Source organism: Pseudoxanthomonas mexicana (assembly GCF_046736355.1).
In the GTDB taxonomy this organism is placed as follows: domain Bacteria; phylum Pseudomonadota; class Gammaproteobacteria; order Xanthomonadales; family Xanthomonadaceae; genus Pseudoxanthomonas_A; species Pseudoxanthomonas_A mexicana_B.
This window is the reverse complement of record NZ_CP157201.1, coordinates 555,681-579,790: the sequence shown is the minus strand read 5'-3', so window position 1 is coordinate 579,790 and position 24,110 is coordinate 555,681. Positions and strand designations below refer to the sequence as shown.

Genomic DNA, 24,110 nt, shown 5'->3' with positions numbered 1-24,110 from the left:
CGCGGGCGGCGCGGGACGCAACCGGGCGGCCCGGCGCGCGGCGCCGGGTCGCCCGTCAAGCGCGAACAGGAGGCCTCCTAGCGCGCGGAAACGTTCTTCTCGGGCAGGCTCTGGATGACGTTCCCGGCCTCGTCCATGAAGTTCAGCATCGGGCTGCCGTCCGGCGACACCAGCATCATGATCCTCGGGCGGCCCTGCGGATCGGCCAGGATGACCGCGGAGGACTTGCCGCGGGTCTTGCCGACGAACACCCGCTTGGTCTGCTGGCCACCGGCCTCGATCCAGCGCTGCCTCAGGCGCGCCTTCTCCTCGCCTTCGGGCGCGCTGGTGTAGGCCTCGAAGAGCGGGCCGTATTCCTTGTGGAGGCCGCGGTCGTAGATGTTCAGGCCGGTCTCCATCGTGCCGTTGCCTTCGTAGTGGCCCAGCGCCAGCTGCTGGTCGCCACCGAACCTGTCCATCGAGAAATGCATGCCGGCGACCGGCTTGCCGTTCTCGCCCAGCTTGCCGTCGAAGATCAGGCCGCCGTTCTCGTCGCCGACCTCGTTGAAGAAGATGATGCCGGGCCTGGCGCGGCCGGTCTTCACTTCCTGGCCATCGATGACGGGCTCGGGCAGCCTGTTCCGGTTCGCCAGCACCATTTCCTTGCGCCCGTCCGGCATCACGATGTTGATGCGCTCGACGTCGATCTCGGTGAACCTGGCCTTGTCGGCAGGGGATTTGGCGGCGACCAGGAGCACGACCGCCAGCGCCGCGCCGCTCGTGCACAGCAGCGCCTTGAGAAGGCGATTCTGCCGCCTGAGTTGAACCACCACGCCCTGTTCTTCATTCATCGATCGGTTGCCCCGTGTGTTCGAGTGGAAAGTGCGCGCGCCGGAAAAACCGCGCGCCGGCATCGGGGAAGGCCCGGCAGGATCCGGACGCACGCATGGACGAAACCCGCGCCGACGATCGTGGATCGCCGCTCCCCACGCCGAATCCTACTTGATACGCGAACGATCTCCCGGCTCCTCCAGCGCCTCGTCGGCGAAGATCGCCACGTGCGGCACGCCGTCGGCGCCGATCCAGCCGCGGTACATGCCCTCGGTGTTGAACGGCAGGGCGATGCCGCCGTCGGCGTCGATCGCGATCGCGCCGCCGTCGCCGCCGGCGCGCGGGATGTCGTCGTTGATCACCGACATGGCCGCGCCGCGCAGGTCCTGGCCGGCGTAGCGCACGCGCGCGCAGATCTCGTGCGCGGCCACCGCGCGGATGTAGTACTCGCCCCAGCCGGTGCCCGACACCGCGCACTGCGCGTCGGCATAGGTGCCGGCGCCGACGATCGGCGCGTCGCCGACGCGGCCGTAGCGCTTGTTGGTCATGCCGCCGGTCGAGGTGGCCGCGGCCAGCCGGCCCTGCGCGTCGCGCGCGACCGCGCCGACCGTGCCGATCGCGCGGGCGGTGTCGAAGTCGGCGTGGGCCTGCTTCGCCGCCTCCTCACGCAGCGCCTTCTGCAGCTGCTGCCAGCGCTTCTCGGTGCGGAACCAGGACGGATCCACGCGCTCGATGCCCTGCGCGGCGGCGAACGCCTCGGCGCCCTCGCCCACCATCATCACGTGCGGCGACTGCTCCATCACCGCGCGCGCCAGCAGGATCGGGTTGCGGATCGTGCGCACGCCGGCGACCGCGCCGGCGCGGCCGCTGGCGCCGTCCATGATCGCCGCGTCCAGTTCGTTGCGACCGTCGTGGGTGAACACCGCGCCGCGGCCGGCGTTGAAGCTGGGCGCGTCCTCCAGCACGGCGACCGCGGCGGTCACCGCCTCCAGCGCCGGCTTGCCGGCCAGCAGCTGCGCGTGGCCGGCGCGCAGCGCCTGCATCAGCGCCTGCCGCGCGACCTCGGCCTCGCCGGCGTCGATGCTGTCACGGGTGACGCCCGCGCCGCCGTGGATGACCAGCATCGGCGCCACGTCGGCGGCCAGCAGGCGGCCGTCCTCGACCCGCCAGGCGCGGCGGAAGGCCGGCGCGTCGACCCGTCCTTCCGGCAGGTACAGGGTCGAGCGCGGGCCGACGCCGATCGTCTCCACGCGCGCCAGCCGCAGCGGCCGGCCGGCCTGCTGCGCCTGCGCGAAGCCGCCGCGCACCACCGTCGCGCCGCCGTCGCCGTCGGTGGCGTAGACGCGCGCGGTGCCGTCGGCCTCCACCGCCAGCGACGAGCTCTCGTCCACGCCCAGGCCGATCAGCGCGCGCCCGCCGGCCATCGTCTCGGCCTTGGCGAGGAAGGCGATCAGGCGGCCGAGGCGGTCGCGCTCGCGGAAGTGGGTGTCGGTGAGCACGCCCTTGAGCAGGTCGACGTGCAGGAAACCGGTCTCCAGCGTGTTGGCCGGGCCGAGCGGATCGGCCAGCGCGGCGGGACTGCGCTGGCTGCCGCCGTCCATCGCGCCGTAGACGAACTCGCCGAGGATGGCCAGGCCGGCGCTGGTGCCGCCGATCGGCTTGCCGGCGCGCACGTGCGCGTCCAGCGCGGCGGCCAGCGGCGTGCCTTTCCAGAAGCGGACGTAGCGCGACTGATCGCCGCCGGCGATGAAGATGCCGTCGGCCTTGGCCAGCCGCGCGAGGATCGCCGGGTCGCTGGCCGGCGCGCGATCGTCGAACACGAAGGTCTCCACCGACGCCACGCCGCCGACCTCGTCATGGAACTCCTCGCCGATCTCGCCGCCCAGCGAAGCGCGCAGCACCACCACGTGGCCGTTGCCGGCCTTGCGCAGGAACCAGCGCAGCGCGTCGTGGTTGCGGTCGCCGCCGCCCATCAGCAGCAGCCCCGGCGCGACCGCGCCCGGCGTCGGCAGTGCGGGATCGCCGACGAGGTGGCGCTGGTAGCCGGGAGCGGCGACGGCCGGCGGCAGCCAGCACAGGCACAGCAGCGCGGCGGCGAACCGCCGGAACCGGACGACGGGGTTTCTCATGTGCGTCATACCTCGAACGAAGGCGGAAAGGGCGGGGAACGCGGCAACGCCAGCGCAACGCGCGCAGGCCCGCAAGGCCGGCCGCGCAGGCTCCCCCGCACAGGGTAGACGAACGGCGGCGCGCTTCCCCGCATGCGCCCGTCGCCGGGCTGGCCGGCGGCCGCGCGCATCCGCTATGGTGCGGCGATGTCCGACGCCCTAGACGACTGGTTCGTCCGCGAGATCCTCGCCCACGAGGCCGCCCTGGCCGGCTACCTGCGCCGCTGCTGGCCGCACCGCGACGAGCTGCACGACCTGCGCCAGGAAATCTACGTGCGCGTCTACGAGGCCGCCGGCAAGTCGCTGCCGGCCATGCCCAAGTCGTTCCTGTTCGCCACCGCGCGCCACCTGATGACCGACCGGCTGCGCCGCGGCCGGGTCGTCTCGATCGAGGCAGTGGGTGATCTGGAGTCGTTGAACGTCTTGGTGGATGAGCTGTCGCCGGAACGCTGGTGCGGGGGCCGGCAGGTCCTGCGCCGGCTGGCCGACGCCTTCGATCGCCTGCCGCGGCGTTGCCGCGAGGTGGTCTGGCTGCGGCGGGTCGAGGAACTGCCGCAAAGGGAAGTGGCCATGCGCCTGGGTGTCAGCGAGAAGACGGTGGAGAAGCACGTGGCCAAGGGCATGCGCCTGCTGGCCGACCACTACCACGGCGACGCGCCGCGCGCGCGGCCGGCGCTGGCGCGCGGGCCGGCGGCCAGACGGAATCGGGATGGACAGCAGGCAGATTGAGCGCAGCGCCGCCGACTGGCTGGCGCGGCGCGACGGCGGGCGCTGGTCGGCCGCCGAGCAGGCCGCGCTGGACGCCTGGCTGGCCGCCGACACCGCGCACCGGGTCGCGTTCCTGCGCCTGCAGGCGGCCTGGCGGCAGGGCGGCCGGCTGAAGGCGCTGGGCGCGGGCCTGCCGGCCGGCGTGGTGCCTGCGCGCGGGCAATGGGCGCAGGCCGCCTTCACCGCGCGCGCGGCACGGCCGGCCGACGCCGGCGACGCCGCGCAGCCGGCGGTGGATTTCAGCCGGCTGCGCTTCGCCCCGCGCCCGCCAGCGCGCGCGCCGCGCTGGCCGTTGCGGGTCGGCGCGGCCTGCGCGCTGCTGCTGGCGCTGGCCTCGACCTACGGCTGGCATCGTCACGCGGCGGTCGAGCGGGCCGACTACGCCAGCGGGGTCGGCGATCTGCAGCCGGTGCAGCTGGCGGACGGTTCGCAGGCCACCCTGAGCAGCGACAGCCGCATCCAGGTGGCGCTGTCGCGCGCGCAGCGCCGCATCGATCTGCAGCGCGGCGAGGCGTTCTTCGAGGCGGCCCGGGATCCCGCCCGGCCGTTCGTGGTCGACGCCGGCGCGCACCGCGCGGTCGCGGTCGGCACGCGCTTCTCGGTGCGCCGCGACGGCGAGCGGATGCGGGTGGTGGTCACCGAGGGCCTGGTGCGGCTGGAATCGGGCGACCCGCGCGCGCCCTCCACCCTGCTGCCCGCCGGCAGCGTGGCCCTGGCCGGGCCGGACGGGGTGCTGGTGCGCAGCGTGCCGGTGGACGAGGCCGAGCGCCACCTGGACTGGCGCAACGGCTACCTCAGCTTCGACGACGTTTCCCTGGCCGAGGCGGCCGACGAATTCAACCGCTACAACGCCCGCAAGCTGGTGGTCGCCGATCCGGCCGCCGCCGCGCTGCGCGTGGGCGGCAACTTCCGCTGGTCCAACACCGAGCCGTTCGTGGCGCTGCTCGAACAGGGCTTCCCGCTGCGCGCCGAGCGCCACCCCGAGCGCATCGTCCTGCACAGCCGCTGACGCCCCCTGCCAAAGGATGAGGCGGGATCGGCCGGCGTCGTTCGTCCCGGTAGCCAGGGCGCATCGGTGTGCGCCATCCGGGGAGAGAGAACCATGCGGTCATCATTGCGCGTCCTGCTGCTGAGCCTGGCCTGTTCGGCCGCCCTGGCGGCGCAGGCACAGGCGCCGGCGGGCAGCCGGCTGGACATTCCCGCCGGTCCGCTGGCGTCGGCGCTGAACGCGCTGTCGCGCCAGTCCGGCGCCCAGTTCGTCTACCAGCCCGAGCAGCTCAGGGGCCTGCGCACGGACGGCCTGAAAGGCGACTACAGCCCCGACCAGGCGATGCAGCGGCTGCTGCAGGGCAGCGGCCTGAGCGCCCGGCGCGACGCCTCCGGCGCCTGGCTGATCGCCCGCCAGGACCCCGCGCCGGCACCCGCGCCGCCGGCGCGCACGCCGCCGGCCAACCCGCAGCCCACCCCGCCGCCGGCCGCGCAGGCCCCGGTCACCGAGATGCAGAGCCTGCAGGTCACCGGCTCGCGCATCCCGCGCGCGCAGATCGAAGGCCCGGCGCCGATCACCGTGGTCACCGCCGAGCAGATCCAGGCCGCCGGCCTGACCAGCGTGCCGGACGTGCTGCGCTCGCTCAGCCAGAACAGCGGCACGGTGCAGGGCCAGCAGAACACCACCAGCGCGCAGTCCACGCCCGGCGCGCAGGCGGTGGACCTGCGCGGCCTCGGCCCCAACCACACCCTGGTGCTGATCAACGGCCGCCGCATCGCCGACTTCCCGCTGCCGCTGAACAGCCGCAGCAACTTCACCGACATCGGCAACATCCCGCTGGGCATGATCGACCGCGTCGAGGTGCTGACCGGCAGCGCCTCGGCCGTGTACGGCTCGGACGCGATGGCCGGCGTCATCAACTTCATCCTCAAGAAGTCCCTCGACGGCACGATCCTCGACTACCGCTACGGCGACACCGAGCAGGGCGGCGGCGAATCGCACCGGCTGACCCTGACCAGCGGCTTCGAGCGCGGCGGCTTCAGCGGCATCGTCGGCGTGGAGTTGCTGGACAAGCGCCCGCTGTGGGGCTTCGAGCGCGACATCCAGGACTCCACCCTCGACGCGCCGACCGAGCGCCGCCGCCTGCCGCGCCTGACCGCGCAGATCCTCAACTGGGAGGACGACACCCACCTCGCCCCGGCCGATGGCTGCGCGGCCATGTCCGGCCTCAACGAAGGCACCACCGGGCTGCACCTGGACCGCTTCGGCGAACCGTATTGCGGCAGCGAGCGCGCCATCGCCTATCGCACCATCACCAACGAGCGCAAGGGCGGCAACGCCTACGGCGCGTTCGAGTACCGCATCTCCGACGCGCTGTCCTGGTTCGCCGACGCGCAGCTGGGCCACCAGACCGTCCGCCTGCTGACCGGCACCAACGGCAACGACGTGGCCAGCGACCACATGGGCTGGGAGTTCCACGACCTAAATTCGTTCGACAACTACCGCAACAAGATCTTCTACAACGCGCTCACCGACCAGCGCGAGATCTGGTCGCGCCAGTTCACGCCCGAGGAAACCGGCGGCCTGCGCAACCGCATGAACACCACCGTGCAGGAGACGCTGGCGGTGACCACCGGCTTCAACGGTCATTTCAACGATGACTGGAACTGGGAAGCGGCCTGGAACCATTCCCGCTACAAGGCCGAGGTGGAGATGCCGCGCATCCTGGCCGAGGCCGCCAACCGCCTGTTCCTGGGCGAACGGCTGGGCTACGACAGCCGCGGCTACGCGATATACGCACCGGACCCGGCGCGCATGTTCACCCCGCTGACCCAGGCCGAGTTCGCCTCCATCTCGACGATGTCCACCTGGCACCCCGTTGCCAGGAACAACAACCTCAGCTTCACGATGGACACCGCATCGCTGTTCACCCTGCCCGCCGGCGACGTCGGCTTCGCCGCGGCGCTGGAGTACGGCGAGCAGTCCTACCGCATCAATCCCGATCCGCTGGCGCTGACCGAGGACGCCTACTTCGGCCCGCGCTACGGCGACGGCAGCGGCGAGCGCGATCGCTGGAGCGCGGCGGGCGAGATGCGCCTGCCGCTGGCGTCCACCCTGCAGGCCAGCCTGGCCGGCCGCTACGACCGCTACAGCTACGGCAACAAGGATCCGGGCAAGTTCACCTGGAGCGCGGGCCTGGAGTGGCGCCCGTTCGACACCCTACTGGTGCGCGGCTCCTACGGCACCGGTTTCCGCGCCCCGGACATGCACTACCTGTTCGCGGGCAACGACTACTACCGCACCCGCTTCGCCACCGACTACTACGACTGCCGCACCGCCGAGCCGGGGGCCACCGACGACTACTGCTACGACGACGGCAGCTACGATGTCAGCACCTTCGACGTCTACAGCGGCAACATGGAGCTGGACGTGGAGACCAGCAAGTCGTTCTCCGCCGGCCTGGTCTGGTCGCCGTTCGCGGGCTTCGACCTGGCGATGGACTACTACAAGATCCGGGTCATGAACCAGGTGCAGACCCAGGACCGGGAACGGCTGCGCAGCGACGAGGCCAGCTGCCGCCTCGGCGTCACCGACGACGGCACCGCGGTGGACATCAACTCGCCGACCTGCCAGGACGCCATCGCCCGCGTCGTCCGCGACGCGGACGGCATCATCACCAGCGTCCGCTTCAGCCCGATCAACATCGCCAACGAGGAAACCTCGGGCATCGACGTGACCGCCAACTACCGGCTGGAAACCGCCGGCGCCGGCGATTTCCGCTTCACCGGCAACTACACCTGGGTCCACCGCCACACCAGCCAGCAGTACCCGGGCGACCCGGACCTGGACATGCTGCACTACGACACCTACAGCCCGGCCCTGCCGCGCAGGAAGGGCAACCTGGGCGCGAGCTGGGACAAGGGCGCCTGGGGCGCCAGCGTGTTCGGCAACTACCTCGGCCGCGTGCCCAACTATGCCGACGACGCCTGGATGCCGGCCACCTGGCGCTTCAACGCCGGCGCGCGCTACGACGTCAGCGACCACCTGCGGGTGTCGCTGACGGTCAACAACCTGCTCGACAAGATGCCGCCCCGGGACCCGACCTGGGCGAACTATCCCTACTACGACACCGCCTGGTTCGACAGCGTCGGCCGCAGCTACTTCGTGCAGATCACCTGGAAGCTGGGCGGCAAGGCGCTCTGACGCGCGCTCGCCGAAGCAGGAAGAAAGAACCCGCCGGTGTCGGCGGGTTCTTTCTTGCGGGCCGATATCGCCCCGCGATACGGGGCGTTCCTCAGACCGTGCCGCGGTTCTTGCCCTGCCACGGCCGGTACCAGGCGCGGATCGCGGCCATGTCGGCCTCGGCGTCGCCGCTGGGGTGGTACAGGTCGCCGATGCCGATGGTCTTGTCGGGGTAGTGGAAGTAGGCCATCAGGATCGGCACCTGCGCCTGCTGGGCAATCTTGAGGAAGCCGCCCTTCCACCTGTCCACCCGCTTGCGCGTGCCCTCGGGCGTGAGCGCGAACCACATCCTGTCCGACTGGCGGATCATGCGCACCGCCTGCTCCACCGTGCCCTGCGGCGAACTGCGATCCACCGGCACCACCCCCAGCTTGCGCAGCAGCGGCGACAGCGGCCACCAGAACAACTGCGCCTTGCCGAGCACGCGCACCTGGAAGCCCATCGCGATCTTGGCCGCCATGCCCCAGAAGCCGTCCCAGTTGGAGGAGTGCGGCGCGACGATCAGCACCAGCCGCGGCACGTCCGGCAGCGTGCCGACCACCTTCCAGCCGCCCAGCCGCAGCACCGTGCGGCCCAGCCAACGGGTGAAGCGGTTCGGCGGAACCTGCGGCATGCTCGGCGGGATGGCCGGGATGACATCGTGGCGCTCGCTCAATTCGTTACTCCCATTCGGCCTTGCGCGAACGACCGCGCTTGATCTGGCTGCGCTCGCGCTTGGCGTCCAGCCGGCGCGCCTTGGCCGCGCGCGAGGGCTTGGTGGCCACGCGCGGCCGGGGCACGCTCATGGCCGCGGCGATCAACGCCGCCAGCCGCTCGCGGGCATCCTGGCGGTTGCGGTCCTGGGTGCGGAAACGCTGCGCATCGATGACCAGCACGCCCTCGTCGGTGAGCCGGCGATCGCGCCGCGCCAGCAGGCGCGCGCGCAGCGCGTCCGGCAGCGAGGGCGAGTTGGCCACGTCGAAGCGCAGCTCGACCGCGGTGGCCACCTTGTTGACGTTCTGGCCGCCGGCGCCGCTGGCGCGCACGAAGCGCTCGACCAGCTCGTCGTCCGGAATCGCCAGCGTCGGCGTGATGTCGAGTCGTCCGCTCCCCATGCCGCGGATTGTAGAGGACGCCGGACCGTCCAGCCGGGCCACCGGCGCACCGCGACCGCGGACCGCAGCCCGACCGGCCCTTCGCTTAACGTCCGATTTACTTGCGCCTCGGCACCATTCGGGGTTTGGTCCACATGCAGGATGTCCCGATGAGGCAGCTTCCGTTCCGTTCGCGCCTGTTGTCGATCCTGGGCCTGCTGCTGTTCGCCGGCGGCGCATGGGCGGCCGAACCCTCGGAGGCCGACATCGAGAAACTGCTGGTCGCCTCGCGCGCCGAAAGCATGCTGCAGGCGATCATCCCGCAGATGGAGGCGATGCAGCAGGAGCAGTTCCGCCAGCTGATGGGCGACCAGCCGCTCACCCCCGAGCAGCAGGCCGAGGTGCAGCGTATCCAGGCCCGCACCAACGAGATCGTCCGCAGGACCCTGGCCTGGGACAACATGAAGCCGATGTACGTGCAGGTCTACCGGCAGAGCTTCAGCCGCGACGACGTGCGCGCCATCACCCGCTTCTACGAGAGTTCCGCCGGCCAGGCGCTGCTCGACAAGACCCCGGCGCTGATGCAGAACCTGATGGTCGCCATCCAAGAGAAGATGGTGCCGATGCTGGAGGAACTGCAGTCCGAGGCGCAGAACGTCTCGGCGATGCCCGCGCCCGAGGTCAGCCCGCCGCAGAAGCGGCGCCGCAAGTAGGACGCGCGCCGCGCCGCCGGCGGCGGGCCGCGATCAGGGCACGTCTTCCGGCGCCAGCTCCGCGCGCAGCGGCAGCCGCCAGTCGATCGCGCCCAGCCCGTGCTGCTGCAGGTACTGGTTGGCGGCGGAGAAATGCCCGCAGCCGAGGAAGCCACGGTGCGCCGACAGCGGCGAGGGGTGCGGCGCGCGCAGCACGCGGTGGCGGCGCGCGTCGATGACCTTGCCCTTGGCCTGCGCGTAGCTGCCCCACAGCAGGAACACCAGGTGCTCGCGCCCATTCGCCAGCGTCTCGATGACGTGGTCGGTGAAGCCTTCCCAGCCCTTGCCCTGGTGCGCGCCGGCGCGGCCCTCCTCGACCGTCAGCACTGCGTTGAGCAGCAGCACGCCACGGTGCGCCCACGGCAGCAGGCAGCCGTGATCGGGCGGGGCGATGCCCAGGTCGTTGTGGATTTCCTTGTAGATGTTCTGCAGCGACGGCGGCACCGGCACGCCGGGGCGCACCGAGAAGCACAGCCCGTGCGCCTGTCCCGGGCCGTGGTACGGATCCTGCCCGAGGATCACCACCTTGACCGCGTCGAACGGGGTGGCGTCGAAGGCGGCGAAGATGTCCGGCCCGGGCGGATAGATGCGCGCGCCGGCGGCCTTGCGCTGGCGCAGGAACGCCGACAGCTCGCGCATCTCCGGGCGTTGCAGCCAGTCGCCGACCTGCGCCTTCCACGACGGTTCCAGCTTGATGCGATCCTCGCTCATCGCCTTTCCTTTCCGAAATCTTCAGGCCGTGGCGCGCGCCTGGTCCATCCGCGCCAGCCGCAGCTGGAACAGCACCTTGGTCACCAGCAGCCGCTCCTCGATCGGCTTGATCACCAGGTCGTTGGCGCCGGCCTGCAGCAGCTCGCTCTGGTTGTCGCGGTTGCTGTCGCCGGTCATCACCAGGATCGGCAGCCGGCGCTTGCCGTAGCCGAAGTCGATGCGCAGCCGCTGCACCACGTCGCGCCCGCTCAGCTCGCCCTTCAGCGTCACGTCGGTCAGCACCAGGTCGAACCGGTGCGTGGACAGGCCCAGCGACTCGGCGGTCAGCAGCGCGAAGGCGTCCTCGGCGCGCAGCACGTGGACCACCTTCAGCGCCTGCCGCTCGAGCATGCGCCTGGTGGTCTCGGCGACCACGCGGCTGTCCTCGATGTAGAGGATGGTCGCGCCCTCGACCGGCTCGGGCTGCACGTAGCCGCGGATGAACGCGGCCAGCGCCTCGTGGCCGAGCGACTTGTCGAAGTAGTCGGTGACGAACTCGGTGAAGCGGCGCTCCTCCAGGTGCTGCTGGGCGTCGCCGGAGACGACGATCACCGGCACGTAGGCCTGCCCGGCCGCCTCGCGCACGCTGCGCGCGATTTCCAGGCCGTCGCCGTCGGGCAGCGCCAGCGCGGTGGTGACCAGGTGCACCGCACCCTTCTCCAGCGCCGCGCGCGCCTCGGCGATGCTGCCGCAGCCGATCACCTCCACGCCCGGCAGTTCCTTGCGCAGCACGTCGCCGATCAGCTTGCGCACCAGCTTGGAACCGTCGACCACCATCACCCGCGGGGTGTCGCTGATCAGGTGGCGCAGTTCCTGGCTCATGTTGGGGACGGCTTCCTTCAGACTTCGGTCGGGCGAGTCTGCCGCAAGAAGTGCCCGGTCACCAGCCATGCGCCGAGCCAGCCCAGCAGCAGCGAGCCGGCCAGCACGGCAACCGACGCCTGCCAGGACGGCCCGGCCAGCGCGAACGCGCTGCCGTAGCTGCGGGTCAGCGCGGCCAGCGGTGCGCGCAGCGCGGACGCGGCGGCGGCGACCAGCGTCAGCGCCAGCAGGCCGGCGGCCAGTCCGTACCACGCGCCCAGATACAGGAACGGGCGGCGGATGAAGCCGTCGCTGGCGCCGAGCAGTTGCAGCACGCCGATCTCCTCGCGCCGCGACTGGATGTCCAGGCGCACGGTGTTGCCGACCACCAGCAGCGCGCCGAGGCCGAACAGCGCCGCCAGCACCCACGCCAGCCGCCGGCCGAAATCCAGCCAGGCGTCCAGGCGCTGGCGCCAGGCCGCGTCGTGCTGGATCTGATCGGTTTCCGGCAGCGCCTGCAGGGCGGCCAGCAGGCCGGCCTCGTCCTGCGCCGGGGTGATCGCGAGCAGGTAGGGCAGCGGGTTGCCGTCCAGCGCATCCAGCGCCGCGCCCAGCCCGCTGCGCTGGCGGAATTCCTCCAGCCCCTGCGCGGGCGTGCGCAGTTCCACCGCCTGCACGTCGGCGCGCTCGCGCAGCAGCGCGGCGACGGCCTGCGCGCGCGCGGCCTCGACCTCGGCCTTCAGGAACACGTCAATCTGCCGCGACTGCGACACCCCGCCGGCGAAGTGCTGCAGGTTGCCCAGCGCCAGCCACAGCCCCAGCGGCAGCGCCAGCGACACCGCCATCACTCCGACGGTGAGCAGGGTGGCCCACGGCCGCCGCAGCACGCGGCCGAGGCTGGAGACGAAGCTGAAGAGGTGCTGGTCCAGCCAGATGCCGGCGCCCGAGCGCGGACGGGCGGGGGAATTCTCCTGCGCGCTCATTCGGCCAGGTCCGCCGGCGAGATGTCGTCGACCAGCCTGCCGTGATCGAGGATCAGCACGCGCTTGCGCATGCGCTTGAGCAGCGCCAGGTCGTGGCTGACCACCAGCACGCTGGTGCCGCGCTCGGGCATCGAGGCGAACAGCGACATGATCTCCGCGGCCAGGGTCGGATCGAGGTTGCCGGTCGGCTCGTCGGCGACCAGCAGGCGCGGCTCGGCGACGATGGCGCGGGCGATGCCCACGCGCTGCTGCTCGCCGGCCGAAAGCTGGGTCGGCAACGCCTTCTCGCGGTGGCCCAGCCCCAGCCGCGCCAGCACCTCGCGCACGCGCCTGCCGATGTCGCCGCGCCGCTCGCCGCGCAGGATCAGCGGCAGCGACACGTTCTCGGCGACCGTGCGGTCGGTGAGCAGGCGGTGGTCCTGGTGCACCGCGCCGACCTCGCGCCGGTGCAGCGGGATGCGCCCGCCGCGCACCTTCAGCAGGTTGCGGCCGGCGAACACCACCGCCCCGCGCGTGGGCCGCTCGCTCAGGTGGATCAGCTTGAGCAGCGTGCTCTTGCCGGCGCCGGAATGGCCGGTGACGAACAGCATCTCGCCTTGCGCCACCTCGAAGCTGACCTCGGACAGCGCTTCATGGCCGCCCGGGTACCGCTTGCTGACGCCTTCGAATCGCAGAACGCTCATGGGCGCCGATTATGCCTGCTCGCGATGCCGGTCCGGACGGCGAAGCCTGATCGATGAGGGAACGCAGTTGCAGGGGTGTTGTGTAAGGCGGAGCTTGCTCCGCTGCTCCCGGTTCCGGAGTCCGGATGGAAAAGCAGCCGGGCAAGCCCGGCTCCACAACCCATAGAAGGCGTGCCTCAGCTGCCGGAGACCAGCGACTTCAGCTTGCGGCCCAGGCGGGTGAAAAACGATGGCGCGCCGACCGGCGGCGCTTCCGCCCTGGCAGCGGCGGGCTTGGGCGCAGCGGCCACGCTGGCGCCAGCCTGGTCCTCGACCGGACGACCGTGGCGGCGGCGGCGGCGCTTGCGCGGCGCGCGCTCGCCCTGCGGCGCATCCGGTGCGTCTTGCGCGGGAACCACGGCGGCCGGACGCGGCGCGGCGGCCGGCGCGGACGCCGGGGCGCCTTCGCCCTGCGGCTTCCTGCCCTCGCCGCGCGGCGCGCGCGGCTTGCCGTCGCGCGAACGCGAACCACCACCACTGCTGCCGCCGCCGCTGCGGCCACGGCCGCCACCGGCGCCGCGACCACCGCCGCGCCGCTCCTCGTCGGCCGCCTTCTGCTCGCGCGCCTCGCGGAAGATCTCGCTGACGCTCTCCTCCGCCTCGCCTTCGATCGGCGCGCGCTCGGGGCGCGGCAGCGGCGTCAGCAGCTCGGGGGTGACCGGCTCGGACGGGATCTTCTGCTCGATGTAGGCCTCGATGTCCGGCAGCGACATCGCGTAGCGCTCGCAGGCGAAGCTGATCGCGTCGCCCTCGGCGCCCAGCCGCGCGGTGCGGCCGATGCGGTGCACGTAGTCCTCGGCGTCGAACGGCAGGTCGTAGTTGTAGACGTGCGACACGCCGTCGATGTGCAGGCCGCGCGCGGCCACGTCGGTGGCCACCAGCAGTTCCAGCTGGCCGGCCTGGAACTTCTTCAGCAGGCTCTCGCGCTTCTTCTGCGGCACGTCGCCGGACAGCACGCCGACCCGGTAGCCGGCCCGCTCCAGCGCGCGCGCCACCCGCTCGACGAACGCCTTGGTGTTGACGAACACCATCGTGCGCGCGCCCTCGCTGCGCGAGAGCAGGCCCAGCAGCAGGCGGATCTTCTCGTCGTCGGCCGGGTAGTAGATCTTCTGGCGCACGCGCGCGGCGGTGATGGTCTCGGTCTCGACGACCAGCTTCTCCGGATCGTTCATGTGCTCGTAGGCCAGCTCCAGCACGCGGTGGCTGAGCGTGGCGCTGAACAGCAGCGTCTGCCGGGTGCCGCGCTCGGGCATGCGCCGCAGCAGGAAGCGGATGTCCTTGATGAAGCCGAGGTCGAACATGCGGTCGGCCTCGTCCAGCACGCAGACCTCGCAGGCGTGCAGCGAGACCACCTTGTGCTGCTTGACGTAGTCGATCAGCCGGCCCGGGGTGGCGATGATCACGTCCACGCCCTTCTGCAGCAGCTCGCGCTGCTTGTCGTAGTCCACGCCGCCGTAGACCAGGGCGAAGCGCAGGCCCAGGTCGGCGCCGAACTTGACCGCGTCCTTGTGGATCTGGATGGCCAGCTCGCGGGTGGGCGCCAGGATCAGCGCGCGCGGATCCTCCGGCTTGCGCTCGGCCAGCGCCGGCCGGTTCAGCAGCCGGTTCATCACCGCCACCAGGAAGGCCAGGGTCTTGCCGGTGCCGGTCTGCGCCTGCCCGGCGACGTCGCGCCCGGCCAGGGCCACCGGCAGGGTCAGCGCCTGGATCGGCGTGCAGCGGGAGAATCCGGCCGCTTCCAGGCCCGCGAGCAGCGCCGGATGCAGGTCGAAGGAGGAAAAGGTTACGTCGGTTAAGGGTTTGTCGCTCATGCCATCTTCTTGGTGCGCCGCGCGCGCAGAGGCGGGCGGCGAGGGGTGCGGTGGATGCGCTTGCATCGCGCTGAACGGCGTCGCAAACTGCGTCCCTGATGCCGGGCCGGCAGCTTGATTTGGCCGCCCGAACGCCCCAGTTTACCGCAATAGCGGTGGCCATCCCCGGCCCCACCCGTCCGCGCCAGGCCGCGGACCCGCGCAGGAGACCCCAGTGAGCAACAAAGTAACCCACGTCGGCGACGCCGATTTCGACGCCGCCGTGCTGCAGTCCGACGAGCCCGTGCTGGTCGATTTCTGGGCCGAATGGTGCGGCCCGTGCAAGATGATTTCCCCGGTCCTGGACGAACTGGCCCAGGCCTACGAAGGCCGCCTGAAGGTGGTCAAGCTGAACGTGGACGAGAACCGCGCCACCGCCATCAAGTACCACGTGCGCAACATCCCGCTGCTGCTGCTGTTCAAGGACGGCCAGGTGCAGGCCACCCAGGTCGGCGCGGTCGGCAAGGGCCAGCTGACCCAGATGATCGACAAGGCCATCGGCGCGCAGGCGGTCTGAGCCGCGCCGGGCCTGCCGGCTGAATCCGTTCGAACCCGTTGCCGCGCGCCGCTTGCCAGCCGCGCCGGCACGGTGATAGTGTCGATGCATCCGGCGCGGGGACTGCGCCGCACCCTTCTGGCATCACACCCCATCCAGGCTCTTTCCCGACACGTCCGCGCATCGTGGACGCTCGCCACAGCGAGGAACTCGCACTTGTCCGACAGCAACAACGAAACCGGCGCTCCCGCCGAGAAGCGCGTGCGCAAGCCGCGTGCCCCCAAGGCCGCCACCACCGAATCCGGCGCACCGGCCGCCGCCGCGCCGCAGGCCGATAGCGCGCCTGCGGCCCCGCCGCCGGCCAGCGAGAACGCCGCGCCGCCGCGCCCGGCTTCCCACGAGTCCGAGGGCGGCCCCGCCCCGCAGGGCCAGGGCAACCCGCAGGAAGGCGAAGGCCGCGAGCCGCGCGAGGGCGGCCAGCGCTTCAACAACAACAACCAGCCGCAGGGCAACCGCCGCGACCGCTTCCGCAACCGCCGCAACCGTGATCGCGACCGCGACGGCCTGCCGCAGGACGGCAACGAGGGCTTCGTGCCGCGCAGCCCGCCGGCCAACGTGCCGGAAGGCTTCCCGCAGTACTCGCTGGGCGACCTGAAGAAGATGCCGGCGCAGAAGCTGCTCGACATCGCCGACCAGCTCAACATCCAAGAAGGCGTGGCGCGCGCGCGCAAGCAGGACGTGATCTTCGCCCTGCTCAAGGTGCTGACCCGCCACGGCGAGGGCGTGGCCGCCGACGGCGTGCTGGAGATCCTGCCGGACGGCTTCGGCTTCCTGCGCGCGGCCGAGGCCAGCTACCTGGCCGGCCCGGACGACGTCTACATCAGTCCCAGCCAGATCCGCCGCTTCAACCTGCGCACCGGCGACCACCTGGCCGGGCGCATCCGCTGGCCCAAGGACGGCGAGCGCTACTTCGCCCTGGCGGTGGTGGACACCATCAACGGCGAGCCGATCGAGGCCAGCAAGGGCAAGGTGCTGTTCGAGAACCTGACCCCGCTGTTCCCGCGCCGCCGCTTCACCCTGGAGCGCGGCAACGGCTCGTCGGAAGACATCGCCGGCCGCATCCTCGACCTGATGGCGCCGCAGGGCAAGGGACAGCGCGCGCTGATCGTCTCCCCGCCCAAGGCCGGCAAGACGATGCTGATGCAGCAGGTCGCCACCGCCATCACCACCAACCACCCGGAAGTGCACCTGATCGTGCTGCTGGTGGACGAGCGCCCGGAAGAAGTGACCGAGATGCAGCGCACCGTGCGCGGCGAAGTGGTCTCCTCGACCTTCGACGAGCCGGCCGCGCGCCACGTGCAGGTCGCCGAGATGGTGATCGAGCGCGCCAAGCGCCTGGTCGAGCACAAGAAGGACGTGGTGATCCTGCTCGACTCGATCACCCGCCTGGCGCGCGCCTACAACAACGTCGTGCCCAGCTCCGGCAAGGTGCTAACCGGCGGCGTGGACGCCAACGCCCTGCACCGCCCGAAGCGATTCTTCGGCGCCGCGCGCAACGTCGAGGAAGGCGGCTCGCTGACCATCATCGCCACCGCACTGGTCGAGACCGGCAGCAAGATGGACGAGGTGATCTACGAGGAGTTCAAGGGCACCGGCAACAGCGAAGTGCACCTGAACCGCCGCATCGCCGAGAAGCGCGTGTTCCCCGCCATCGACATCAACCGCTCCGGCACCCGCCGCGAGGACCTGCTGATCGAGCCGGAACTGCTGCAGAAGATCTGGATCCTGCGCAAGCTGCTGCATCCGATGGACGAGATCGCGGCGATGGAATTCCTGCTCGACAAGATGAAGAACACCAAGTCCAACGACGAGTTCTTCAGTTCGATGAAGCGCTGAGATCCTCTGCACCCATCCTGGGAAACGCCCCGCGATTGCGGGGCGTTTTTCGTTGGGGAAGGCGCAATTGCAAGGGTGGAGGCGGCGGCCCGGTGGCGGCGGAATGACGCCGCAGCGGTTCGTCGCCGGGGGATGGATGCCCGCCGGCAAGCGGAGCAGCCGGCCGGTTGACGGGGCCGGAGACAGGAGTAGGATCGAGGCCAGCCAAGGGACAGACCCGCGGCGCGCACAACGACATGAGGGATTCTCATGGAATACGACTACCTCGTCTTCATCGGGCGTTTCGAGCCCTTCCACAACGGCCACGCCGCCGTCGCCCGCCACGCGCTGGGCAAGGCCGGCAAGCTCGTCTTCCTCGTCGGTTCGGCCGACACGCCCCGCACCATCCGCAACCCGTGGACTGTGGCCGAGCGCGCGGTGATGATCCAGGCCGCCCTCGACGGCGACGCCGACCGCCTGCTGATCCGCCCGCTGCGCGATCACCTCTACAACGAGGCGCAGTCGATCGCCGGCGTGCAGCGCACCGTCGCCGAGGCCGTCCGCAGCGACGGCGGCGACGCCGCGCAGGCCCGCATCGGCCTGGTCGGCATGGACAAGGACGCCTCCAGCTACTACCTGCGCGAGTTCCCGCAGTGGCCGCTGGTGGACGTGCAGCACACCGAGACGCTGTCGGCCACCGAGCTGCGGCGCTACCTGTTCGAGGCCGGCGACATCGACTTCCACGGCGCCCTGCTGATGCTGCGCGGCAACGTGCCGGCGCCGGTGTACGAGATGCTGGAGGCTTTCCGCCGGAACTCACCCGCCTACGCGCAGCTGGTGGCCGAATACCGCTTCATCCAGCAGTACCGGGCGGCGTGGAAGGACGCGCCCTATCCGCCGACCTTCGTCACCACCGACGCGGTGGTCGTGCATTCGGGCCACGTGCTGCTGGTGCGCCGCCGCGCCGAGCCCGGCAAGGGCCTGTGGGCGCTGCCCGGCGGCTTCGTCGGCCAGGACGAGGGCCTGCTGGACGCCTGCCTGCGCGAGCTGCGCGAGGAAACCCGGCTGCGGATCCCGCTGCCGGTGCTGAAGGGCTCGCTGAAGGGCCGGCACGTGTTCGACCACCCCGAGCGCAGCCAGCGCGGCCGCACCATCACCCATGCCTTCCACTTCGACTTCCCGGCCGGCGAACTGCCCGAGGTGCGCGGCGGCGACGATGCCGACAAGGCGCGCTGGATCCCGGTCAGCGAGGCGCTGGAGATGGGACCCAAGCTGTACGAGGACCACCTGCACATCCTCGAGTTCTTCCTGGGCCGGGGCTGATCTCCCGTCCCGTCCTCTTCCCCGCCGGCGGACAGACCGCCGGCTCCACTCGACGCGAAGGAGCTTCCGTCATGCAAAGCCTCAACAACCTCCTCCTCAACACCGACAGCTACAAGGCCAGCCACTGGCTGCAATACCCGCCGGGCACCGACGCGACGTTCTTCTACGTCGAATCGCGCGGCGGCACCTACGACCGCACCGTGTTCTTCGGCCTGCAGGCGATCCTGAAGGAATACCTGGCCAGGCCGATCACCCACGCCGACGTGGACGAGGCGCGCGACCTGTTCGCCGCGCACGGCGAGCCGTTCAACGAGGAAGGCTGGCGCTACATCGTCGACCGTCATGGCGGCCTGCTGCCGATCCGCATCCGCGCCGTGCCCGAGGGCAGCGTGGTGCCGACGCACAACGCGCTGATGACGATCGAGTCGACCGACCCGCGGGCCTACTGGGTGCCGTCGTACCTGGAGACGATGCTGCTGCGCATCTGGTACCCGGTGACCGTGGCCACCGTCAGCTGGCACGCCAAGCAGACGATCCGCCAGTTCCTGGAGCGCACCAGCGACGATCCGGAAGGCCAGTTGCCGTTCAAGCTGCACGACTTCGGTTCGCGCGGCGTGTCCAGCGTGGAATCGGCCGCGATCGGCGGCGCCGCGCACCTGGTCAACTTCCTCGGCACCGACACCGTGTCGGGCCTGCAGCTGGCCCGCGCCTACTATCACGAGCCGATGGCCGGCTACTCCATCCCAGCCGCCGAGCACAGCACCATCACCAGTTGGGGCCGCGAGAACGAAGTGCAGGCCTACCGCAACATGCTGAGGCAGTTCGCCAGACCCGGCGCAATCGTCGCGGTGGTGTCGGACAGCTACGACATCTACCACGCCATCCGCGAGCACTGGGGCAGGACGCTGCGGCAGGAAGTCATCGACTTCCGCCCCGACTCCGGCGACCCGGTGGCGGTGGTGCACCAGTGCCTGGAACTGCTGGACGAGGCCTTCGGCCACACCGTCAACGGCAAGGGCTACAAGGTGCTGAACCACGTGCGCGTGATCCAGGGCGACGGCATCAACCCGATCAGCATCCGCGCCATCCTCGAGCGCATCACCAGCGCCGGCTACGCCACCGACAACGTCGCCTTCGGCATGGGCGGCGCGCTGCTGCAGCGATTGGACCGCGACACCCAGAAGTTCGCGCTGAAGTGCTCGGCCGCCCGCGTCGATGGCAAATGGATCGACGTCTACAAGGACCCGGTCACCGACAAGGGCAAGCAGAGCAAGCGCGGGCGCATGACCCTGCTGCGGCACCGCGAGTACGGCAACTTCCGCACCGTGCCGGTGCCGGCCGACGCCGCCTCGCTGGCCGACGTCGAGAAGCCGATGGGCTACGACGACGCGATGGTGACGATCTGGGAGGACGGCAGGCTGCTCCACGACGACAGCTTCGCCGACATCCGCGCACGCGCGGACGCGGCGCGGCTGTAGGCGCCGCGCCCGCGCGGCCTTCCCGCGATCGCGGCCCTGCCGGATCGCGGGGATCTGCGGCCACATACGCGCCGCTTTCGCCAAACTTTGCATTCGCACCGCGCACGGCCGCCAATCCATCGGCACGCCTGCCGCAAGCGCCGCCATGAAGCCCGCCCAGAATGGGCGAAGGCGTGATGCAAAAGCGCGGCGGGATTGCGATCATGTGCGCGTTCCATCGATCGAGCGACATTCGCCTGTCGGCACGCTGATCGGATGGAGCGAGATCCGCCGCATGCGGGCAGGCCCGTCGTCACCGGTCCACCCGTCCAGCGCGCCGGCCGCCCTTCGAATCGGGAACCGCTTCGTCGCGCGGCCACTTCGCCACTGCCCGGGATCCGGAAAGCGTGGCGCCTGTCCTGCACCTTTCGTAATCATGTCCAAGATACCCAGACAACATCCACGCGCCGTCGCGCCCGTGCTCGCGTCCTGCTTCGCGATCCTCCTTCCCTCCCGCGCTTTCGCGCAGGCATCTCCCGACGCCGGGGCCGGCCTGCGCGTGGAGCAGGTCGTCGTCACGCTGGAAGGAAAGGATGTCCCCGCAGACCGGCGCGCGCGCATCATCGATCAATTGCGCCGCAGCGTATCCCTGTTCCCGGGAAACCGCTTCTCTCCCGAAGCGCTCGACTACGCGCTCGCACGCGCGGTGCGGACGCAGGGCCTGGAACGCGCGGACTATGCCGTGCGCGGCGGCGACGGCGGCGGCCTGGTGGTCCACATCCAGGCCGCCGTGGGCGAAGGACGAGCGACGCAGGCCGCGGGCGGGATGCTGGTGCAGGGCGGCAGCGGCTTTCCCGTCCTGTACGACGGCAACGGCAGCTACGTGAAGCTCAAGGCGGAGGCGTTCGCACTGCACTACAGCAACACGAACGCCTGGTACGGGCGTCCGGATCTGATGCTGGACGGGAACCCCCTCGCCGGCGACAGCCCGGCCGGGCGCGGCTATCGGCAATGGATGGAAGGCTACCTGCACGGCGGCGTGTACGGCATCACCCCGTTGAACGATCGCACCCACGTCTACGGCGGCGTCAGCGCCATGCTGACCGGTTCCATCGGCAGCGAACTCTTCACCGATGCCACCCGCACCCATGCCGCCGTCGAGGATGCGTACCTGGGCGTGCTCACCGGCGGCACCCGGGAAAACGGCGACCGCTGGGTCCTCAACGCCAGCGCCGGCCGGCAACGATTCACCCTGGGCGACGGCTTCCTGATCGTCAACACCGCCGCCAATGGCGACAACCGCGCGGCATTGCAGGCCAACGCGCGCTGGTCGAACGATTTCCTCGGCCTGCTGCAGTTCCAGCACAACCGTACCCGCGTGGAGGCATTCCGGGTGGAACCGGACGAACTCCCGCGCCTGGACACGCGCACGGTCATCCACGGGATCAACGTCGAGACCGATGCTTTCCACCACACCCACCTGGCGGCCAGCTACCTGACGGTGCCGCGATCCCGGGCGCTTTCCTACCGGCTGGATGGCAGCAGCGTGGACCGCGAAGGATTGCGCGTGATGGACGTGCGCGGACGGTGGCAATCCTCGCCGCCCGGACAACGCGGCTGGCTGTTGTCGGGCGAATACGCCAGGCAGACCCACGCCCGCGAGGACGTGCGCGCAAGCGCCTACTCGATCGAGGCGGGCTATACGCTGCCCGACGTCGCCGGGTCGCCGGTCGTGAGCTATCGCCATGCCCGCTTCTCCGGCGACGACCCCGCGACCGGGCGGTTCGAGCGCTGGGATCCCCTGCTGTCCGGCGGCAATGGCGAGCAATGGGTGCAGGGCATCAACCACTTCAAGGTGGTGCAGGACTCCAACGTGATCGCCCATCGCCTGCAGGCACGGCTGCGTCCTTCGGCGAAGCTGGAACTGGTGCCGCAGTTGTGGGTGTTCCGGGCCGACTCCCGCCTCAACCTGGGCGGCAACCCGGCGCTGTCCTTCCTGCAATCCGACGACTACGGGACGGAAGCCAACCTCACGGTCAAGTTCTTCCATTCCCGCAACCTCTACCTGCATGGACACGTCGCGGTCACCCGGCCGGGACGCGCGGTGGATCTGGCGCTGGGCGGAACCCAGCGCAACTGGTGGAGCACGATGTTCTTCGCGCGCTACGCCTTCTGAACCTTCAACTTCCAAATGGAGATTCCTTGTGGATCGCAGAGAAATACTCAAAGGCATGACCATGGCCACGGCCGTTGCGCTGGCCACCGGCACGATGGCCAGCGCAACGGCGGCCGCCGCTTCGGGCACCACCGGCGGTGGCGGGAAAGGCATCGGCGAGGTGGACGTGAAGCCGCTAGACCCGGATTTCTTCCTCCCCGGCCGCTTCAAGGGCAAGACCCTGATCGTCACCGGCTGCGCCCGCGGCATGGGGCGCGCCGCGGCAATCCGCGCCGCGCGCGAGGGAGCCAACGTGGTGGGCGTGGACTGGATCCGCGACGAGGGCGAAGCCGTGGTGGAGGCCATCCGCCGGGAAGGCGGGCAGGCACGCTTCGTGTACGGCGACGTGGGCGATACGCGGACCTGCGACAGGATGGTGCAGGTCGCGGTGGAAGACTTCGGCGGGCTCGACCTGGCGTTGAACAATGCCGGCGTGATGGATGCGGTCTTCCCCGGCGAACCGGTCGACTACGCCAGGCAGAAGGATCTGATATTCCAGTCCGTGCACCAGGCCAGCGATGAATACTGGGAAAAGGTGTTGCGCACCAACGCGACCGGCGTGTTCAAGTCCATGCGCGCCGAGCTGCGGCAACTGGTGGCGCAACGCCGCGGCGGCGCCATCGTCAACGTGGGATCCGTGGCCGGGTTGATCGGTTTCGGCGGCACCTGCGCGTACTCGGCCAGCAAGCATGCCGTCAGCGGCCTCACCCGCTCGGCCGCCATCGATTATTCCGTGTACGGCATCCGCGTCAATTCCGTGAACATGGCGACCACCGAGACTCCCATGTACGAGCGCGCCAAGGCCCTGCTCACCGCGCGTGCGCGCGAATCGAAGGGGATGCCGCAGGTGGGCCTGATGAAGATCGACAGCCTCCTGCAGGCCACCGATTCGCACAAGCGCGGCGCTACCGCGTGGGAACAGGTGGCGGTGATGCTGTTCCTGCTTTCGGAAGAAGCCTCCAACCTGACCGGCGCGCTGTATGCCACCGATGGCGGCTACACCGCCTACTGATCAGGCAGATTGGCCACGGCGCACGGCCCGGTCCGGGCGGCGAAAGAAACGGAAGGCCTGCCAGACCGCAGGCCACCACCTTCATCCGGCGGCGCGGTCGCCGCGGGAGGGAGCCTTCATCACCGGCCTGTCGGCCAGGCCTTCGCTGCAGGACAGGATGCGGTTCAACTCCTTGCACAGTACCGACGCACGCTTGGCCTGCTCGTGGACGAACTGCCTGACATTCTCGTCGACGTACAACTGTGCCATCGTCCAGCCCGCATCGGTCCGGCACACGAGTCCCCGCTCCTCCAGTTTTGCCAGCTTGCGCCGGATGGTCTCCCTTGGCAGCAGCGATATCTGCTCCAGATCGCGCAGGCGCATCGCGCGCATGTCGCGGCCCTCCCTCACCAGATGCCCGTCCTCGCCCAGCACCACGTCCGGGGTGGCGCCCGGGGGTATCAGGTGGACGACGTTCAACTGGGCCAGCAGGCTCCAGATGACCACCGAATCCAGATCCAGATCGAAATGCCGCATCGTCCGCAGCAGATGGTCGACGATGTAGCGGTTCAGCGTGAACGATATCAGCACACGCGTGCCGTCCAGCGACGGGCCGTACCGGGCGTGGCTTGCGATCGACATCACCTCTGGTACCTCATGGATCCGCCATTGCGTGCCGTAAAAGTGCCACCGATCGCGTGAAGGAGGTGCCAATGCCATCGGCAGGTTCCTTCCGCGCCGCAAGCGCATCGCTTGTTGGCCGACCGCGCCGCCTATACGCTGGCCAAGCCGTGCGCCGGCCGAGTCTGCATGGCGCTGTGTCCTTCCTTCTTGCGTCCCGGAGA

Annotated in this window: 20 protein-coding genes and 1 pseudogene; 10 read left to right on the top strand and 11 right to left on the bottom strand. The window is 70.4% G+C overall.

Annotation, left to right across the window (positions count from 1 at the left end; all coding sequences use genetic code 11):
• Nucleotides 1-77 precede the first annotated feature (77 nt).
• The 3 genes and pseudogenes from AAG688_RS02515 to AAG688_RS02505 all read right to left on the bottom strand — a co-directional run.
• The gene (locus AAG688_RS02515; protein WP_411833796.1) at nucleotides 78-830 is read right to left on the bottom strand and encodes a hypothetical protein; all 753 of its coding nucleotides are present in this window, start codon (nucleotides 828-830) and stop codon (nucleotides 78-80) included.
• A gap of 147 nt (nucleotides 831-977) precedes the next feature.
• Nucleotides 978-1,934, bottom strand: coding sequence for an isoaspartyl peptidase/L-asparaginase family protein (locus tag AAG688_RS02510; RefSeq protein ID WP_411834917.1), 957 nt, complete (start codon nucleotides 1,932-1,934; stop codon nucleotides 978-980).
• A gap of 546 nt (nucleotides 1,935-2,480) precedes the next feature.
• Nucleotides 2,481-2,783: pseudogene (locus AAG688_RS02505) on the bottom strand (peptidase T); the annotation flags it as partial.
• Nucleotides 2,784-3,125: 342 nt separating this feature from the next.
• Here AAG688_RS02505 and AAG688_RS02500 point away from each other — a divergent pair.
• The 3 genes from AAG688_RS02500 (at nucleotide 3,126) to AAG688_RS02490 (ending at nucleotide 7,938) form a co-directional block, all read left to right on the top strand.
• Nucleotides 3,126-3,707 carry an RNA polymerase sigma factor gene (locus AAG688_RS02500; RefSeq protein ID WP_411834916.1) on the top strand — a complete coding sequence of 194 codons (582 nt, stop codon included), beginning with the start codon at nucleotides 3,126-3,128 and terminating at the stop codon, nucleotides 3,705-3,707.
• On the top strand, nucleotides 3,688-4,755 hold the full coding sequence (locus AAG688_RS02495) for a FecR family protein (protein ID WP_411833795.1): 1,068 nt from the start codon (nucleotides 3,688-3,690) through the stop codon (nucleotides 4,753-4,755). Before AAG688_RS02500 ends, AAG688_RS02495 begins: the two co-directional genes overlap by 20 nt.
• Nucleotides 4,756-4,848: 93 nt before the next feature.
• The gene (locus AAG688_RS02490) at nucleotides 4,849-7,938 is read left to right on the top strand and encodes a TonB-dependent receptor (RefSeq protein WP_411833794.1); all 3,090 of its coding nucleotides are present in this window, start codon (nucleotides 4,849-4,851) and stop codon (nucleotides 7,936-7,938) included.
• Nucleotides 7,939-8,029: 91 nt separating this feature from the next.
• Here AAG688_RS02490 and AAG688_RS02485 read toward each other — a convergent pair whose 3' ends face one another.
• Entirely contained in the window at nucleotides 8,030-8,590 is a 561-nt protein-coding gene (locus AAG688_RS02485) for a lysophospholipid acyltransferase family protein (protein WP_411834915.1), read from the bottom strand.
• Nucleotides 8,591-8,636: 46 nt separating this feature from the next.
• Nucleotides 8,637-9,071, bottom strand: a complete 435-nt coding sequence (arfB, locus tag AAG688_RS02480; protein WP_411833793.1) for an alternative ribosome rescue aminoacyl-tRNA hydrolase ArfB — start codon at nucleotides 9,069-9,071, stop codon at nucleotides 8,637-8,639.
• Nucleotides 9,072-9,220: 149 nt separating this feature from the next.
• On the opposite strand from arfB, the gene AAG688_RS02475 reads away from it, so the two are divergent.
• Complete coding sequence (locus tag AAG688_RS02475) at nucleotides 9,221-9,763, top strand: DUF2059 domain-containing protein (RefSeq protein ID WP_411833792.1); 543 nt, start codon at nucleotides 9,221-9,223, stop codon at nucleotides 9,761-9,763.
• 33 nt (nucleotides 9,764-9,796) lie between these two features.
• Here AAG688_RS02475 and ung read toward each other — a convergent pair whose 3' ends face one another.
• From ung to rhlB, 5 genes are all read right to left on the bottom strand, one after another.
• On the bottom strand, nucleotides 9,797-10,513 hold the full coding sequence (gene ung, locus AAG688_RS02470; RefSeq protein ID WP_411833791.1) for a uracil-DNA glycosylase: 717 nt from the start codon (nucleotides 10,511-10,513) through the stop codon (nucleotides 9,797-9,799).
• A 21-nt stretch (nucleotides 10,514-10,534) separates the two neighbouring features.
• Nucleotides 10,535-11,374 carry a response regulator gene (locus AAG688_RS02465; protein WP_411833790.1) on the bottom strand — a complete coding sequence of 280 codons (840 nt, stop codon included), beginning with the start codon at nucleotides 11,372-11,374 and terminating at the stop codon, nucleotides 10,535-10,537.
• A 17-nt stretch (nucleotides 11,375-11,391) separates the two neighbouring features.
• Nucleotides 11,392-12,336: a permease-like cell division protein FtsX gene (gene ftsX, locus AAG688_RS02460; protein ID WP_411833789.1), complete on the bottom strand. Its 945-nt coding sequence runs from the start codon at nucleotides 12,334-12,336 to the stop codon at nucleotides 11,392-11,394.
• Entirely contained in the window at nucleotides 12,333-13,019 is a 687-nt protein-coding gene (gene ftsE / locus AAG688_RS02455; protein WP_411833788.1) for a cell division ATP-binding protein FtsE, read from the bottom strand. Before ftsE ends, ftsX begins: the two co-directional genes overlap by 4 nt.
• Nucleotides 13,020-13,195: 176 nt before the next feature.
• Nucleotides 13,196-14,869 (bottom strand): ATP-dependent RNA helicase RhlB, encoded by a 1,674-nt coding sequence (rhlB, locus tag AAG688_RS02450; protein ID WP_411833787.1) that lies wholly within the window; start codon nucleotides 14,867-14,869, stop codon nucleotides 13,196-13,198.
• 214 nt (nucleotides 14,870-15,083) lie between these two features.
• Between rhlB and trxA the strand changes: the two genes are divergently transcribed.
• The 6 genes from trxA to AAG688_RS02420 all read left to right on the top strand — a co-directional run bounded on the left by trxA (nucleotide 15,084) and on the right by AAG688_RS02420 (nucleotide 23,286).
• Nucleotides 15,084-15,425, top strand: a complete 342-nt coding sequence (trxA, locus tag AAG688_RS02445) for a thioredoxin TrxA (protein WP_411833786.1) — start codon at nucleotides 15,084-15,086, stop codon at nucleotides 15,423-15,425.
• Between the two features lie 195 nt (nucleotides 15,426-15,620).
• A complete protein-coding gene (gene rho / locus AAG688_RS02440) occupies nucleotides 15,621-17,300 on the top strand; it encodes a transcription termination factor Rho (RefSeq protein ID WP_411833785.1) in 1,680 nt (559 codons plus the stop codon).
• Between the two features lie 243 nt (nucleotides 17,301-17,543).
• Nucleotides 17,544-18,602, top strand: coding sequence for a bifunctional nicotinamide-nucleotide adenylyltransferase/Nudix hydroxylase (locus AAG688_RS02435; RefSeq protein WP_411834914.1), 1,059 nt, complete (start codon nucleotides 17,544-17,546; stop codon nucleotides 18,600-18,602).
• A 71-nt stretch (nucleotides 18,603-18,673) separates the two neighbouring features.
• Nucleotides 18,674-20,080: a nicotinate phosphoribosyltransferase gene (locus tag AAG688_RS02430; protein WP_411833784.1), complete on the top strand. Its 1,407-nt coding sequence runs from the start codon at nucleotides 18,674-18,676 to the stop codon at nucleotides 20,078-20,080.
• Between the two features lie 145 nt (nucleotides 20,081-20,225).
• Entirely contained in the window at nucleotides 20,226-22,235 is a 2,010-nt protein-coding gene (locus AAG688_RS02425) for an alginate export family protein (RefSeq protein ID WP_411833783.1), read from the top strand.
• A gap of 61 nt (nucleotides 22,236-22,296) precedes the next feature.
• Nucleotides 22,297-23,286: an SDR family NAD(P)-dependent oxidoreductase gene (locus AAG688_RS02420; RefSeq protein WP_411833782.1), complete on the top strand. Its 990-nt coding sequence runs from the start codon at nucleotides 22,297-22,299 to the stop codon at nucleotides 23,284-23,286.
• An 81-nt stretch (nucleotides 23,287-23,367) separates the two neighbouring features.
• On the opposite strand, the gene AAG688_RS02415 is transcribed toward AAG688_RS02420, so the two are convergent.
• On the bottom strand, nucleotides 23,368-23,985 hold the full coding sequence (locus AAG688_RS02415; protein ID WP_411833781.1) for a hypothetical protein: 618 nt from the start codon (nucleotides 23,983-23,985) through the stop codon (nucleotides 23,368-23,370).
• Nucleotides 23,986-24,110: the final 125 nt, after the last annotated feature.

Bases quoted from the DNA above. Each gene is read 5' to 3' on its own strand.
- AAG688_RS02425 (WP_411833783.1), top strand. From the start codon at position 20,226: ATGAAGCCCGCCCAGAATGGGCGAAGGCGTGATGCAAAAGCGCGGCGG.
- AAG688_RS02415 (WP_411833781.1), bottom strand. From the start codon at position 23,985: ATGGCATTGGCACCTCCTTCACGCGATCGGTGGCACTTTTACGGCACG.
- AAG688_RS02490 (WP_411833794.1), top strand. From the start codon at position 4,849: ATGCGGTCATCATTGCGCGTCCTGCTGCTGAGCCTGGCCTGTTCGGCC.
- AAG688_RS02430 (WP_411833784.1), top strand. From the start codon at position 18,674: ATGCAAAGCCTCAACAACCTCCTCCTCAACACCGACAGCTACAAGGCC.
- AAG688_RS02420 (WP_411833782.1), top strand. From the start codon at position 22,297: ATGGCCACGGCCGTTGCGCTGGCCACCGGCACGATGGCCAGCGCAACG.
- AAG688_RS02475 (WP_411833792.1), top strand. From the start codon at position 9,221: ATGAGGCAGCTTCCGTTCCGTTCGCGCCTGTTGTCGATCCTGGGCCTG.
- ung (WP_411833791.1), bottom strand. From the start codon at position 10,513: ATGAGCGAGGATCGCATCAAGCTGGAACCGTCGTGGAAGGCGCAGGTC.
- AAG688_RS02465 (WP_411833790.1), bottom strand. From the start codon at position 11,374: ATGAGCCAGGAACTGCGCCACCTGATCAGCGACACCCCGCGGGTGATG.
- ftsX (WP_411833789.1), bottom strand. From the start codon at position 12,336: ATGAGCGCGCAGGAGAATTCCCCCGCCCGTCCGCGCTCGGGCGCCGGC.
- AAG688_RS02510 (WP_411834917.1), bottom strand. From the start codon at position 1,934: ATGCTGGTCATCCACGGCGGCGCGGGCGTCACCCGTGACAGCATCGAC.
- AAG688_RS02485 (WP_411834915.1), bottom strand. From the start codon at position 8,590: ATGCCGCAGGTTCCGCCGAACCGCTTCACCCGTTGGCTGGGCCGCACG.
- AAG688_RS02495 (WP_411833795.1), top strand. From the start codon at position 3,688: ATGGACAGCAGGCAGATTGAGCGCAGCGCCGCCGACTGGCTGGCGCGG.
- ftsE (WP_411833788.1), bottom strand. From the start codon at position 13,019: ATGAGCGTTCTGCGATTCGAAGGCGTCAGCAAGCGGTACCCGGGCGGC.
- AAG688_RS02500 (WP_411834916.1), top strand. From the start codon at position 3,126: ATGTCCGACGCCCTAGACGACTGGTTCGTCCGCGAGATCCTCGCCCAC.
- AAG688_RS02515 (WP_411833796.1), bottom strand. From the start codon at position 830: ATGAATGAAGAACAGGGCGTGGTGGTTCAACTCAGGCGGCAGAATCGC.
- arfB (WP_411833793.1), bottom strand. From the start codon at position 9,071: ATGGGGAGCGGACGACTCGACATCACGCCGACGCTGGCGATTCCGGAC.
- rhlB (WP_411833787.1), bottom strand. From the start codon at position 14,869: ATGAGCGACAAACCCTTAACCGACGTAACCTTTTCCTCCTTCGACCTG.